We start from the raw sequence: 13,102 nt of genomic DNA, 5'->3' as shown, positions 1-13,102 counted from the left end.
ATTTTATTAATACCTGCGTTTGTGAAATCAGTCTAGCCTAAAGAGAATGCTAATGTAACGATATAATATTGATGACATTTCAAAAAGCGGAGCTAATCGGCAGAAATGATTAAATCTAGCTTGGTCTTGGTTGTTTTTTTGAACAATCACATCACATTTACGCTGTGGTAACGTGATGAATTTAAGTGAATGGTTTCCATTTTTTCCGGCTCTGGTATGATCAGTCACCATTAAGGTACACAACAACTGGATAAGTGGCTGATGATAATCAACGCCAAAGGACCTGCAAGTTTTGCAGAGAAGTATATTGTGAGATCCATATGGGACAATAAATTTCCCCCAGGATCCATTTTACCGGCTGAACGTGAACTCTCCGAGTTGATTGGTGTAACTCGTACCACCTTACGCGAAGTGCTGCAGCGCTTGGCGCGCGATGGGTGGTTGAAAATTCAACATGGCAAACCGACTCGGGTGAATAACTTCTGGGAAACCTCTGGTTTGAATATTCTTGAGACTATTGCCGATCTCAATCCTGAGGGATTTCCGGTGTTAGTTGACCAGTTGTTATCGGCCAGAACTAATGTGAGTGCTATCTATTTCCGTGGTGCACTGCGTTATAATCCTGATACTGCAGTGGACGTACTCGCGAAAATTCATCAACTAGAAGATACGGCTGAATCCTATGCTGAATTTGACTATTTATTGCACCACACCTTAGCATTCTCATCTGGAAATCCACTTTACGTGTTGATTTTAAATGGTTTTAAAGGTTTATATAGTAGAGTTGGACGCTACTATTTCACAAGTGCAGATGCGCGATTGCTGGCATTGAACTTTTATAAAGAGCTCGAGCTACTGGCACAGGCTAAAAATTATCTCGATGTATCCGCATTGATGCGTACCTACGGCATGAATAGTGGCAAAATGTGGTTATTATTACGTGAAGATATGCCTGCTTCTATCGCGCAAGATAATTAATTGCCGTAATGACATAGGCATTATAGATATCGTATTAAGCTAGAAGTATGTTCTGTATAAAAGCCGTTACTATTATAAAAATACTTATTTTAGTAACAGCTTTTTGGTACATGCTATTCCAATTTAGTGATTTCAGGGCAGGATGATAAGGTAATAATACTCGCGTCTTCATTTATTTGTTCTAGAGTGACAGTGAATCCCCATAATCGATGTAAATGTTTTAATACCTCTTTATGATTATTTGCTAATGGTATTTCATTATTAGGTACATAACGTAGTGTTAACGATCTATTACCATTGACCTCTACATTATGCACTTGAATGTTGGGTTCTATATTAGACAGATTATATTGCTGTGATAATAACTGACGAATATCTTGATAACCCTGTTGGTCGTGAATTGCGGATACCGACAGGTAATTACGTTTTTCATCATCGTGGATACCAAATAATTTAAATTGGCGTATGACTTTAGGTGAGAGATATTGGCTAATAAAACTTTCATCTTTAAAGTTTTGCATAGCAAAGTGCAATGTCTCTATCCAGTTGCTACCAGCAATGTCGGGAAACCAGGCTTTATCTTCATCGGTTGGATTTTCGCAAATTCGTCGAATATCAGTAAACATGGCAAAGCCTAATGCATAAGGATTAATGCCATTGTAATGACGGCTGTAATAGTCAGGTTGGGCAATTACGCCAGTATGGCTCTGCAAAAACTCCATGATAAAGCGATCTGTAACGAGGCCATCGTCATATAAGTGATTTAAGATAGTGTAATGCCAGAAAGTAGCCCAGCCTTCATTCATCACCTGCGTTTGTTTTTGCGGGTAAAAATACTGCGCCATTTTACGCACTATTCGAATGATCTCTCGTTGCCATGGCTCTAGTAATGGTGCATTTTTCTCGATGAAATATAAGATATTTTCCTGCGGCTCAGCGGGAAAATGGCGTGTTTTTGCCTGCGACTGATCCATGTGCTGGCTTGGAATGGTGCGCCATAAATCGTTCACTTGGCTTTGAAGATAAGCTTCACGATCCTTTTGCCTAGCTTGTTCTTCACTGAATGAAATATCAGAGGGGCGCTTATAACGATCAACGCCGTAATTCATCAGTGCATGGCAAGAGTCAATGATACTTTCCACTTGTTCTACGCCATGTTTTTGTTCACAGTCGCTAATATAATTTTTAGCAAATACCAGATAATCAATGATCGAACTGGCATCGGTCCATGTTTTGAATAGATAGTTATTTTTAAAAAAACTATTATGCCCAAAGCAGGCATGCGCAATGACTAATGCCTGCATTGTGATGGTATTTTCTTCCATCAGATAGGCAATACAAGGATTTGAGTTAATGACAATTTCGTAGGCCAGCCCCATTTGACCGCGCTTATAACCTTGTTCTGTCTCAATAAACCGTTTACCAAAAGACCAATGAGTATAACCAATCGGCATGCCGATACCTGCATAAGCATCCATCATTTGTTCGGCGGTGATGACTTCAATTTGAATTGGATAAGTGCTGAGCTTATAAAGCGCAGCTACCCGCTCAATTTCCTTAAGGTAGTCCTGCAGCAAGTCGAAGCTCCAATCTGGGCCATCGCTCAGTGGCGTCCGCGGTGTTGATTTAATTGTCTCCATATTTCCCCCTTAAACCGCTTGTTTCTTAAATAGCTCCCTAAAGACAGGGTAAATATCTTCGGCTTGACGTATATGTTGTACGGCAATATTGGCGTATTGTCGTTGCAGGGATTCATACTCGTGCCACAGGGTTTGATGGGCACGGTTGGTGATTTCGATATAGCTGTAGTAGCGCACTAATGGCAATATTTTTTGTTCTAATAGCTGTTTACAGGTAGGGGAATCGTCGGCCCAGTTATCGCCATCTGAAGCCTGTGCGGCATAAATATTCCATTCATTGGCGGGATAGCGTGCCTGTTGAATTTCGTGCATTAATTTTAAGGCGCTAGACACAATAGTACCGCCAGTTTCTTGGGAATAAAAAAACTCGTGTTCATCGACTTCTTTGGCTTGTGTATGGTGACGAATATAGACCACTTCTAGATTTTTATAGGTACGGGTTAAAAACAGATATAGCAAAATATAAAAACGTTTTGCCATCTCCTTCGTGGCTTGATCCATAGAGCCTGAGACATCCATTAAGCAAAACATTACCGCTTGGCTAGAAGGAATTTCTCGTTTAGAAAAGTTATTAAAGCGTAAATCGAAGGTGTCGATAAACGGCACTCGTGCGATTTTTTGCTTTAGCTCTTCGATCTGATTTTTTAAATCTAGGATTAATTCAGCTTTAGTTCCTGGCATATTCTCCAGTTCAATAAGCTTTTGCTCTAATTCCTTTAATCGCTTTTTTTTGCCGGCAGACATGGCAATACGGCGCGCCAGTGATGAACGCAATGAACGGACAATATTGATGTTGGCAGGCACGCCATCGTTGGTAAAGCCCGCACGATAGACTTGATACTCAACCAATTTATTCAGACGATTTTTTTGAAGATTAGGTAGCTCTAAGTCTTCAAATAATAGCTCTAGGTATTCATCCTTGGAAATGTCGAACACAAAATCATCGTCGCCTTCACCGGAATCTGAGGCCTCACCTTTACCTGCGCCACCACCTGAACCCGCGGGTGGACGGTCAATTTTATCGCCGCGGGTAAATTGATCGTTGCCGGGGTGCACTCTATCCCTAACACCACCTTTACCTTGGCGAAACAGTGGTTCACTAATATCCCGTGTGGGAATACTGATTTTTTCGCCTTTATCGACATCGGTGACACTGCGCCGAGTCACTGCATCGCTCACCGCTTTTTTTATTTGTTGTTTATATCGATTGATAAAACGTTGGCGGTTGACTGTACTTTTCCCTTTCGCATTCAACCGTCTATCAATAAAGTTCGCCATACCTACCTCCAAAAACTTAGCGTAGGCTTTGGCAATACCAAAGCCTTGTACTGAGTTCGCGCAAGTTTAAGAAGATTTACGAACCCGTAAGTACCACTCTGATAAGAGTCGAACTTGTTTTTTGGTATAGCCCTTTTCCATCATGCGATTGACAAAATCATCATGTTTGCGCTGATCATCGTTCGAGGTTTTGGCGTTAAATGAAATCACAGGCAGTAAATCTTCGGTGTTGGAAAACATTTTTTTCTCGATAACTGTGCGAAGTTTCTCGTAGCTAGTCCAAAGTGGATTATTGCCCTCATGGTTAGCACGGGCGCGCAGTACAAAGTTGACGATTTCATTACGGAAATCTTTAGGGTTGCTGATCCCCGCGGGTTTTTCAATTTTCTCCAGTTCAGCATTGAGGGCTGCGCGATCGAACAGTTGACCTGTTTCAGGGTCGCGGTACTCTTGATCTTGGATCCAAAAGTCGGCATAGATGACGTAACGATCAAAAATATTTTGACCATATTCAGAGTAAGATTCTAAATAAGCTGTTTGGATCTCTTTGCCGATAAATTCGACATACTTGGGAATTAAATACCCTTTTAGAAACTCCAAATAACGCTCGGCGGTGTCAGTGGGGAACTGTTCTTGTTCAATTTGGCGCTCGAGTACATAAAATAAATGCACTGGGTTTGCAGCTATTTCGGAGTGGTCGAAGTTAAATACTCGCGATAAAATCTTAAAGGCAAAGCGAGTCGACAAACCATTCATACCTTCATCGACGCCCGCGTAATCGCGATATTCTTGATAAGACTTGGCCTTAGGATCGGTGTCTTTTAAACTTTCGCCATCATACACCCGCATCTTAGAATAAAGAGACGAGTTCTCAGTGTTTTTTATGCGTGATAGTACGCTAAATTGTGCCAGAGTTTCTAAAGTGCCAGGCGCACAGGGAGCTTTGGATAACTCAGAGTTGAATAACAACTTTTGATAGATTTGTAGCTCTTCTGAGACCCGTAAACAGTAGGGGACTTTGACGATATAAACTCTATCGAGAAACGCCTCATTATTTTTATTATTTTTAAAAGTTGTCCATTCTGACTCGTTTGAGTGAGCTAAGATAATGCCGCTATAGGGCAAGGCTGATAAGCCTTCAGTGCCATTATAGTTACCTTCTTGTGTGGCCGTGAGTAAGGGATGCAGCACCTTTATGGGCGCCTTAAACATTTCCACAAACTCCATCATGCCTTGGTTTGCACGGCATAAAGCACCCGAATAGGCGTAAGCATCGGCATCATTTTGAGAGAAATGCTCAAGTTGACGAATATCCACTTTACCGACAAGTGACGAAATATCTTGGTTGTTTTCATCTCCAGGTTCCGTTTTTGCGATAGCGACTTGGTCTAAAATGGAGGGGAATACTTTAACAACACGGAATTTGGCCAGATCTCCGCCAAACTCATGTAAGCGTTTTACCGCCCAAGGCGACATAATCGTTTTTAAATAGCGGCTAGGAATGTTGAATTCATCTTTTAATAGCTGACCATCTTCATCTAAATCAAATAGGCTAAAAGGGTGATCATTGACAGGGCTGCGTACCCCATTTGCGCTCAGGATATAAATGGGTATTTTTTGCATCAGGGCTTTGAGTTTCTCGGCTAATGATGACTTACCGCCGCCGACAGGCCCAAGTAGATACAGAATTTGTTTTGATTCTTCTAAACCTTGAGCTGAGTGTTTAAGGTAAGCCACTATTTGCTCTATGGCATCTTCCATACCAAAGAAATCTTTAAATGCGGGATAACGTGAAATAAGTCGATTCGAAAAAATACGGCTTAGTGTTGGATTTTTTGCGGTATCAATGACTTCTGCTTCACCGATGGCAAGTAGTAGTCGCTCCGATGCTGACATGTAAGCGCTGCGATCGGCTTTACAGATGTTGAGAAACTCCTGTAAAGAATATTCTTCATCGAGTTTTTGCTCGTAGCGCTTTTGGTAATGCTCGAAAATGCCCATATAAACCCCCTGAAACGCCAGTGATGTCATGGAACGGAGCTGACTAACCAGCTTCCTACTCTAATCTTAGACACTTATTCAACACTTGCGACAAAAAATATCAAATAAAACAACAACAAATAGTTGCAAACGCAATTATTGCACTTGTTGTTTAATAAGCTGAATTGAATGAAACAAAGTGAGGGGGCTAAACTAAAAGCATAAAAAAAGAGCCGCGAGGGCTCTTTTTCTGGGTTTACTTAGTTTTACTAAATAAATTAAGCAGTGAAGTTTTTATTCACAAAGTCCCAGTTAACTAACTGCCAGAAGTGGGCAAGATAGTCAGGACGCACGTTGCGGTAATCGATGTAGTAAGCGTGTTCCCACACGTCAACTGTCATGATTGGCGTTACAGTGCTGTCAGTCAGTGGTGTTGCTGCATTGCTAGTGTTAACGATAGCAACAGTGCCATCGGCTTTTTTCACTAACCATGTCCAAGCGCTACCGAAGTTGTTTACTGCTGAATCAGTAAATTGTGCTTTGAAGGCATCAAATGAGCCAAATGCAGCTTTAATAGCATCAGCAACTGGGCCTGTTGGCTCTCCGCCAGCATTAGGTGCTAGGCAGTTCCAGTAGAAAGTGTGGTTCCACACTTGAGCTGCGTTGTTGAATACGCCACCTGTAGAAGTTTTGATGATATCTTCTAAAGATTTACCTGCAAAATCAGTTCCTTCGATTAAGCCGTTTAGCTTAACAACATAAGTGTTGTGATGCTTGCCGTAGTGGTATTCAATGGTTTCTTGAGAAATGTGTGGTTCTAGTGCGTTCTTTGCATATGGTAATGCGGGTAATTCGAAAGCCATTAGTATCTCTCCATGGTCTTAGGTTATCGTTTTTAAACGTGCTCACTGTGACTATTGTACCGATAAAATTTGTGATGTGAATCATTGTTTACTCGATAGCGGCATCGAAAAAACAAATGTCGGCATAACCTTACAAACTATGGGATTTTGTTCTGAGTCTAGCTGTCGTACAATAGTGCTATTGTGTCAATGTCAGCCTACTTAGGAATCAAAATGGAAACAGTAGAGAAAATTAAACAGCAGATCACCGAAAACCCAATCATTGTTTATATGAAAGGTTCTCCTAAGTTACCGAGCTGTGGCTTCTCGTCACAGGTCGCCCAGATCATGATTAACTGTGGTGAGCAGTTTGCATTCGTGGATATTCTTCAGCACCCAGACATTCGCGCAGAATTACCTAAATTTGCTAACTGGCCGACGTTTCCACAATTGTGGATCGAAGGCGAGCTGATTGGTGGCTGCGATATCATCGTGGAAATGTTCCAAAAAGGCGAATTACAACCACTGATTACAGCGGCAGCCGCTAAGCATAAAACTGAAGAATAAGCACTAGCTTATTTTCGATAAAAAAGCCGCTACGATTAAGTCGTAGCGGCTTTTTTGTTCTTAATATCAATGGATTATTTACTTGATAAAATGCTGCTTGAGAAAACTATTCTATTTTGATGGTTACGCTTTAATCATTGCACATAATTTTCTCTACTGTGTAGCCTAATGCGCTGATGTATCTTGTCCATGCTCTTTAGTGGCTGGCAATATTAGGTTCATCACAATAGCCACAATACCGCATAAACTGATACCGGTTAGGCTAAACGAACCAATACCAAACGCCATACCGCCGATGCCAAACACTAAAGTAACACCGACAATACTTAGATTACGCGGTTCGGATAAATCAACTTGATGGCGAATTAATGTGCTTAATCCTACTGCCGCAATGGAGCCAAATAGTAAACACATAATGCCGCCCATTACAGGCACTGGAATGGTTTGCATCAGCGCGCCTAGTTTGCCAACAAAGGCTAAAGTGATGGCGGTAATGGCAGTCCAAGTCATAATTTTAGGGTCGAAATTACGAGTTAATGTGACGGCTCCCGTGACTTCAGAATAAGTGGTGTTTGGTGGGCCGCCAAAGGCCGCGGCTGCTATAGTGGCAATGCCATCGCCTGTCAGAGTACGGTGTAATCCCGGTTTTTTCATAAAATCTTTACCAGCAACATTGGATATCGCCAGAATATCGCCAATATGTTCAACCGCAGGCGCAATAGCAACAGGGATCATAAAAGCGATGGCGTACCAGTTAAGTTCAGGGGCAACAAATTTAGGTATAGCAATCCAACTTGCTGCCGTCACTACTGCAAAATCAACAATACCGAACGCGAGGCTCAGGCCATAACCAACAATAATGCCGGCTAAAATGGGCATTACTCTTAATAAACCCTTAGCAAAAATAGCCACAGCGATAGTGGTGCATAGCGATGCGAGCGAAATAAATAAGGCTATATTTGTGGCAACTAAGGTCACACTACCATCACCACTTTTACCTAAAGCCATATTCACTGCCACTGGCGCCAGACCTAGACCGATAATAATAATCACAGGCCCAACCACCACAGGAGGTAATAATTTATGAATAAACTCAGTGCCGCGCAGTTTAACTAATGCGCCGAGCATAACGTAAACTACGCCTGCCGCCATAATACCGCCCATGGTTGAGGGAATGCCCCAAGTTTGCACGCCATACAATATCGGGGCAATAAAGGCGAATGAAGAAGCAAGAAAAATGGGCACTTGTCGCTTAGTAATCAATTGAAACAATAGGGTACCGATACCTGCGGTAAATAGTGCCACACTGGTATCAAGTCCTGTTAGCAGCGGCATTAATACTAAGGCGCCAAAGGCCACAAATAGCATTTGTGCGCCCTGTAGGGGGATAGCAAGTCGTCTCATTTATTATTCTCATTAATTTAGGGTAAACCGCGAGATGATAACAGCTTGTTGGGATTTGAGCAGTGGAAAATAACCCGCTTTACCGACTCGGATCACTGTTTAGGTTTTCAATACCATAACAGGTATAAAAATAGGGCTAAATTTTGCCAAGACTCGCTTAAGGCGTTAACTATGGTACAATTTACGCTATCTAACGTTACTTCAACTACTCAAAAATGCTGAAATTCCTATTGAAGTCGAGCTTAATTGCATTTCTATATTGTCTATTCTCCATCAATAGCGTGAACGCTGTTGAAGTGAGTAAATTAGATGAGGCCAATGTGCCTGTGTCTTCTCGGGCGGTTGCTGAACGTGACAAAGCCTTAAAGAGTGCGCTTGAGCAAGTGATTATCAAAAATACCGGTACGGCACGTTCTTTAAATAATAGTCTTATTCAGTCTCAACTTCGTAATCCTGATACCTTGTTGAGCCAATATGGCTATTTTGAACAAAATGGTCAGTTGTTGTTAACGGCCAGTTTTGAACACCGTCGCATTGTGGCTTTGCTGCGCCAAGCGCAATTACCTGTATGGGGAACTCAGCGTCCTCTAACATTGTTTTGGGTGGCGATGCCTGGAGAGGGAGACACTATCATTTTAAGTGATTCGTCGACCTTAGCTGAACGTAAACAATTTAGTGATTTTTCCGATGCCCGCGGTATTCCTGTGCTATTACCAATTCTCGATCTTGACGAGCTTATGGGCATCAATCCTAACGATATTAAGGGCATGTTTGCCGATATTGTGGCCAGTGTCTCTGGCCGTTATCAAGCTGATTTTCTGGCATTAGTGGCGATTGATGCCGCAGGTAATCAAGTTCGTTATCGTTTAAATTTATATAATAAGGCGACGGTTGATTCTTTAACGCCACCTATATTTACCTTTAATGGTACGGCTGAAAACTCCGCTCAAGCGGTGACGGCTATGATGACGGCGCTAGGGGAATATTATTTTACCAAATATGCCATTGCTGATACGGGCGCGCAGCAAGGCGCGAGCGTTACCTTTGTAAATATACAAAAAATGGCGCAATTAGTTGAAGTTGAAAAGTATTTAAAACAGCTCAGTGCGGTTAAAAATGCCACGTTAACTCATATCCAAGGCCATACTGCGACATTCTCATTAGATTTGTTTGGTTCAGAAACAGATTTAGAGCGTTTATTGAGCTTAGAGCCGCGTATTTCTGTGGTCGCCCCTGTGAGTGCAGGCGAGTTTAGTCCAGTCGTAAATAAGGCGGGTAAACCGGTTTATGAGTGGCGTTTACCCTAGAATATTATTGGCAATGCTAAGTTTGCTTAGCATTGCCTTGTGTTAATTTGAATTGAGAACACCGAGTGCCATTAAACTCACCTCTACAACTCTCGCTGCCTGTGCATTTGCCAGATGACGAAACCTTTAACAGTTATTATCCGGCTTCGGGTAATGATGAACTTATTCAAAAGCTAAGAGCCAGTGCTGAAGGGCATGGTGAAGCCGCCATTTATTTTTGGGGCCCAGTGAAATCTGGCCGAACGCATTTAATGCACGCCGCTTGCGCCCATGCCAATGAAGTCGATCGCCGTAGTTTTTATATCCCCTTAGGCATACATGCCAGTATTTCAACAGCCTTGCTGGAAGGTTTAGAGCAGCTAGATTTGGTGTGTATTGATGATGTTGACGCCATCGCCGGCCATCCCGTATGGGAAGAAGCGATTTTTGATCTTTATAATCGAGTGGCAGAACATAAAAATTGTGCTTTAGTGGTCAGTGGTAGTTCATCACCGGTTGACGCAGGATTTCTGCTACCCGATCTTGTTTCACGCATGCAATGGGGCCTTAATTATCAACTACAACCTATGGCGGATGATGAAAAACTTGCCGCACTACAACGCCGCGCCGCCATGCGTGGGCTGCAACTACCAGAAGATGTTGGGCGTTTTTTATTGAACCGTATGGCGCGGGATTTACGTACCTTATTTGATGTATTGGATAAATTAGACAAAGCCTCGTTAGTGCATCAGCGTAAACTCACCATTCCCTTTGCTAAAGAGACACTGCATCTTTAGGTGAGTGATAGTTTTGTTCTAACCGATATGGAACAGTCAATAACAAAAAGCCCGTTGTGCTGAATGCAGACGGGCTTTTTATTATTGACAACATGAAAATTTTTCATAAAAAAGGCTCTATTTTAGAGCCTTCGTCGTTATCAATTGCTGATTATTTATTCAGATGAATCACGTAGATGTGCCACTTTTATACAAACTTCAAATCGGATAGTCGATAAAGTCAGTATATTTGGCTATTACACTTAATCAATTAACCTGCAATTTTCGCGAGTACAACTTCATGGTGATCTTTGGTTTTAAACTTATCAAACACATGGGCGACAGTGCCGTCAGTATTGATAAGAAAACTTAATCGATGAATGCCGTCATAGATTTTACCCATGAATTTTTTCTCACCCCAAACTCCAAAAGCATCGGCAACGCTGTGGTCTTCGTCACTGAGCAAGGTAAAGTTGAGCGCTTGTTTTTCAGCAAACTTTGCCAGTTTAGCCACAGGATCTGGGCTAATGCCTAATACAGTCACATTATGGTTATCAAGTGCGGCTTTGCTATCACGTAGTCCGCAGGCTTGTACGGTGCAACCTGGTGTTGACGCTTTAGGGTAAAAGTACACTAAAACAGGGCCTTGCTTAAGGATATCAGCCAATGACACTGAGTTGCCATGCTGATCTTTAAGGGTGAATTGGGGCGCTTTGGCCCCTGCGGTTAAGGTGTTCATCTTTTATCCTCTATCCTCTAATATTGCGGTGCCTTCCATACGACGAATAATACAATTTAAGGTCATATCTTGGGCGAGTTGATAGATACTCTGTTCAAGCTTTTCTAGTTCAACTTTTTCAGGAATATTAATGGTTAATGACACATTTTGAGTCTGTTCACCATCAGGAAGTTCTTCAGAGTAGGAGCGGACTGCTGCGAGATCTAATGATCTGTCAGCCAAGAATTGCGTGATACGTTTAATGGTGCCGCGTTGGTCTTTACCTGTGAAGCATACTTCAAGGCGAGAGAGGTAATTTTGTGGCGTATGTTTAGAGGTACGCTTCATTACTGTCATCAGTTCTAATTCGACACCAAGACTTGGGAGCATGCTTTCTATTTTAGTTATAGATACCCACGAGCCTGACAACATCATAATTAGGGTAAATTCGTTACCAAATAATGCCATACGGCTGTCGACGATATCGCAGTCACAGTCACTGGCAAGCCGAGCTAGTTTACCTACGAGCCCAGGACGGTCGAGCCCCATTGCTGTTACGACCAGGAAATTGGTCATGAATTATCCTCACTTTTCGATATCATAGAGCGAAAACTCAGGGTTAAAGTTGAGTTTTTGTGCGGGATGTAATGCTACCATAACTAATTCAATTTGAGAGCCCTGTTAATGCTTGTCATTAATGGTTGGCATCAGTACCATAGCAAATCCTGAAATCTTGGGGAAAGTCAGATGATAAACGGAAGCATCGTAGCCTTAATCACGCCAATGAACAGTGATGGCTCAGTAGATTTTGCAAGTCTTGAAAAGTTAGTCGAATTCCATATTGACCAAGGTACAGATGCCATTGTAGCCGTTGGTACCACAGGCGAGTCAGCGACTCTGCCTATGTCTGAGCATGTAACGGTGGTTTCACAAACTGTTAAATTTGCAGCAGGCCGAATTCCGGTTATTGGTGGCAATGGTGCTAATGCCACATCTGAAGCCGTTGAGCTCACCAAGTCCTTATCTAAGGTGGGTGTCGCCGCTATGCTTGGCGTCACGCCATATTATAATAAGCCAACTCCTAAGGGATTGATTGCGCATTATAAAGCTGTGGCTGCCAGCACAGATATTCCACAAATTCTTTATAATGTACCAGGCCGTACTGCTGTTGATATGTTGCCAGAAACCGTTGCCGAGTTAGTCAGCGTTAGCAACATTATTGGCGTTAAAGAAGCAACCGGTGACTTATCCCGTGTCAAACGCCTGCGCGAATTGTGCGGTGATGACTTTATGCTGTACAGCGGCGATGATGCCACTGCCAGAGAATTTTTACTCTTGGGTGGTAACGGCGTTATCTCAGTGGCGAATAACATCGCGCCAAAAGCTTTTAAAGCAATGTGTGATGCCGCACTTGCGGGCAACGCTGAGCTTGCTCTTACGATAGACACGCCGCTGCGCGGTTTATATAGCACACTCTTTTGTGAAGCCAACCCAATCCCCGTCAAATGGGCAGCCCATCGCATGGGTTTGATTAAATGTGGCCATATTCGTTTACCTTTGACTGAACTTTCTGAGCAATGTCATGGTCTGTTGATAGAAGCAATGACTCGTGCCCAGATAGAGGTTAAATAAT

The 13,102-nt window shown here is 42.4% G+C and carries 12 protein-coding genes; 5 read left to right on the top strand and 7 right to left on the bottom strand.

Annotated features, from left to right (window positions below; genetic code table 11):
- Positions 1 to 261 precede the first annotated feature (261 nt).
- Positions 262 to 978 (top strand): fatty acid metabolism transcriptional regulator FadR, encoded by a 717-nt coding sequence (gene fadR / locus C9I43_RS08430; protein WP_076499548.1) that lies wholly within the window; start codon positions 262 to 264, stop codon positions 976 to 978.
- Between the two features lie 113 nt (positions 979 to 1,091).
- Here fadR and C9I43_RS08425 read toward each other — a convergent pair whose 3' ends face one another.
- The 4 genes from C9I43_RS08425 to sodB form a co-directional block, all read right to left on the bottom strand.
- Positions 1,092 to 2,618, bottom strand: coding sequence for a SpoVR family protein (locus tag C9I43_RS08425; RefSeq protein WP_107883149.1), 1,527 nt, complete (start codon positions 2,616 to 2,618; stop codon positions 1,092 to 1,094).
- Between the two features lie 9 nt (positions 2,619 to 2,627).
- A complete protein-coding gene (locus C9I43_RS08420) occupies positions 2,628 to 3,896 on the bottom strand; it encodes a YeaH/YhbH family protein (protein ID WP_107883148.1) in 1,269 nt (422 codons plus the stop codon).
- A 66-nt stretch (positions 3,897 to 3,962) separates the two neighbouring features.
- Complete coding sequence (locus C9I43_RS08415) at positions 3,963 to 5,897, bottom strand: PrkA family serine protein kinase (protein WP_107883147.1); 1,935 nt, start codon at positions 5,895 to 5,897, stop codon at positions 3,963 to 3,965.
- Between the two features lie 257 nt (positions 5,898 to 6,154).
- Positions 6,155 to 6,739, bottom strand: a complete 585-nt coding sequence (sodB, locus tag C9I43_RS08410; protein ID WP_076499554.1) for a superoxide dismutase [Fe] — start codon at positions 6,737 to 6,739, stop codon at positions 6,155 to 6,157.
- Positions 6,740 to 6,952: 213 nt separating this feature from the next.
- Between sodB and grxD the strand changes: the two genes are divergently transcribed.
- Positions 6,953 to 7,285, top strand: coding sequence for a Grx4 family monothiol glutaredoxin (gene grxD, locus C9I43_RS08405; protein ID WP_076499556.1), 333 nt, complete (start codon positions 6,953 to 6,955; stop codon positions 7,283 to 7,285).
- A 165-nt stretch (positions 7,286 to 7,450) separates the two neighbouring features.
- Here grxD and C9I43_RS08400 read toward each other — a convergent pair whose 3' ends face one another.
- Positions 7,451 to 8,689 carry a uracil-xanthine permease family protein gene (locus tag C9I43_RS08400; RefSeq protein WP_076499558.1) on the bottom strand — a complete coding sequence of 413 codons (1,239 nt, stop codon included), beginning with the start codon at positions 8,687 to 8,689 and terminating at the stop codon, positions 7,451 to 7,453.
- A 215-nt stretch (positions 8,690 to 8,904) separates the two neighbouring features.
- Between C9I43_RS08400 and C9I43_RS08395 the strand changes: the two genes are divergently transcribed.
- A complete protein-coding gene (locus C9I43_RS08395; RefSeq protein ID WP_107883146.1) occupies positions 8,905 to 9,996 on the top strand; it encodes a DUF2066 domain-containing protein in 1,092 nt (363 codons plus the stop codon).
- 65 nt (positions 9,997 to 10,061) lie between these two features.
- Complete coding sequence (hda, locus tag C9I43_RS08390; protein ID WP_076499562.1) at positions 10,062 to 10,772, top strand: DnaA inactivator Hda; 711 nt, start codon at positions 10,062 to 10,064, stop codon at positions 10,770 to 10,772.
- A 250-nt stretch (positions 10,773 to 11,022) separates the two neighbouring features.
- Here the strand turns inward: hda and bcp are convergent, their stop codons facing one another.
- Both bcp and C9I43_RS08380 read right to left on the bottom strand, forming a co-directional pair.
- Entirely contained in the window at positions 11,023 to 11,490 is a 468-nt protein-coding gene (gene bcp / locus C9I43_RS08385; RefSeq protein WP_107883145.1) for a thioredoxin-dependent thiol peroxidase, read from the bottom strand.
- A gap of 3 nt (positions 11,491 to 11,493) precedes the next feature.
- Positions 11,494 to 12,045, bottom strand: a complete 552-nt coding sequence (locus tag C9I43_RS08380) for a glycine cleavage system transcriptional repressor (protein ID WP_107883144.1) — start codon at positions 12,043 to 12,045, stop codon at positions 11,494 to 11,496.
- 171 nt (positions 12,046 to 12,216) lie between these two features.
- Here C9I43_RS08380 and dapA point away from each other — a divergent pair, with 171 nt between their 5' ends.
- A complete protein-coding gene (dapA, locus tag C9I43_RS08375) occupies positions 12,217 to 13,101 on the top strand; it encodes a 4-hydroxy-tetrahydrodipicolinate synthase (protein WP_076499567.1) in 885 nt (294 codons plus the stop codon).
- The last annotated feature ends 1 nt before the right edge of the window (position 13,102 follow it).

The organism is Shewanella morhuae (assembly GCF_003028295.1).
Taxonomy (GTDB): domain Bacteria; phylum Pseudomonadota; class Gammaproteobacteria; order Enterobacterales; family Shewanellaceae; genus Shewanella; species Shewanella morhuae.
Note: the sequence above shows the minus strand (reverse complement) of the source record. Positions and strands in the feature narration are given on the sequence as shown.

What these genes read in the sequence shown, in the direction of transcription:
- grxD (WP_076499556.1), top strand. Translation starts at nt 6,953, where the DNA reads ATGGAAACAGTAGAGAAAATTAAACAGCAGATCACCGAAAACCCAATC.
- C9I43_RS08395 (WP_107883146.1), top strand. Translation starts at nt 8,905, where the DNA reads ATGCTGAAATTCCTATTGAAGTCGAGCTTAATTGCATTTCTATATTGT.
- dapA (WP_076499567.1), top strand. Translation starts at nt 12,217, where the DNA reads ATGATAAACGGAAGCATCGTAGCCTTAATCACGCCAATGAACAGTGAT.
- C9I43_RS08425 (WP_107883149.1), bottom strand. Translation starts at nt 2,618, where the DNA reads ATGGAGACAATTAAATCAACACCGCGGACGCCACTGAGCGATGGCCCA.
- sodB (WP_076499554.1), bottom strand. Translation starts at nt 6,739, where the DNA reads ATGGCTTTCGAATTACCCGCATTACCATATGCAAAGAACGCACTAGAA.
- C9I43_RS08420 (WP_107883148.1), bottom strand. Translation starts at nt 3,896, where the DNA reads ATGGCGAACTTTATTGATAGACGGTTGAATGCGAAAGGGAAAAGTACA.
- C9I43_RS08415 (WP_107883147.1), bottom strand. Translation starts at nt 5,897, where the DNA reads ATGGGCATTTTCGAGCATTACCAAAAGCGCTACGAGCAAAAACTCGAT.
- fadR (WP_076499548.1), top strand. Translation starts at nt 262, where the DNA reads ATGATAATCAACGCCAAAGGACCTGCAAGTTTTGCAGAGAAGTATATT.
- bcp (WP_107883145.1), bottom strand. Translation starts at nt 11,490, where the DNA reads ATGAACACCTTAACCGCAGGGGCCAAAGCGCCCCAATTCACCCTTAAA.
- C9I43_RS08400 (WP_076499558.1), bottom strand. Translation starts at nt 8,689, where the DNA reads ATGAGACGACTTGCTATCCCCCTACAGGGCGCACAAATGCTATTTGTG.
- C9I43_RS08380 (WP_107883144.1), bottom strand. Translation starts at nt 12,045, where the DNA reads ATGACCAATTTCCTGGTCGTAACAGCAATGGGGCTCGACCGTCCTGGG.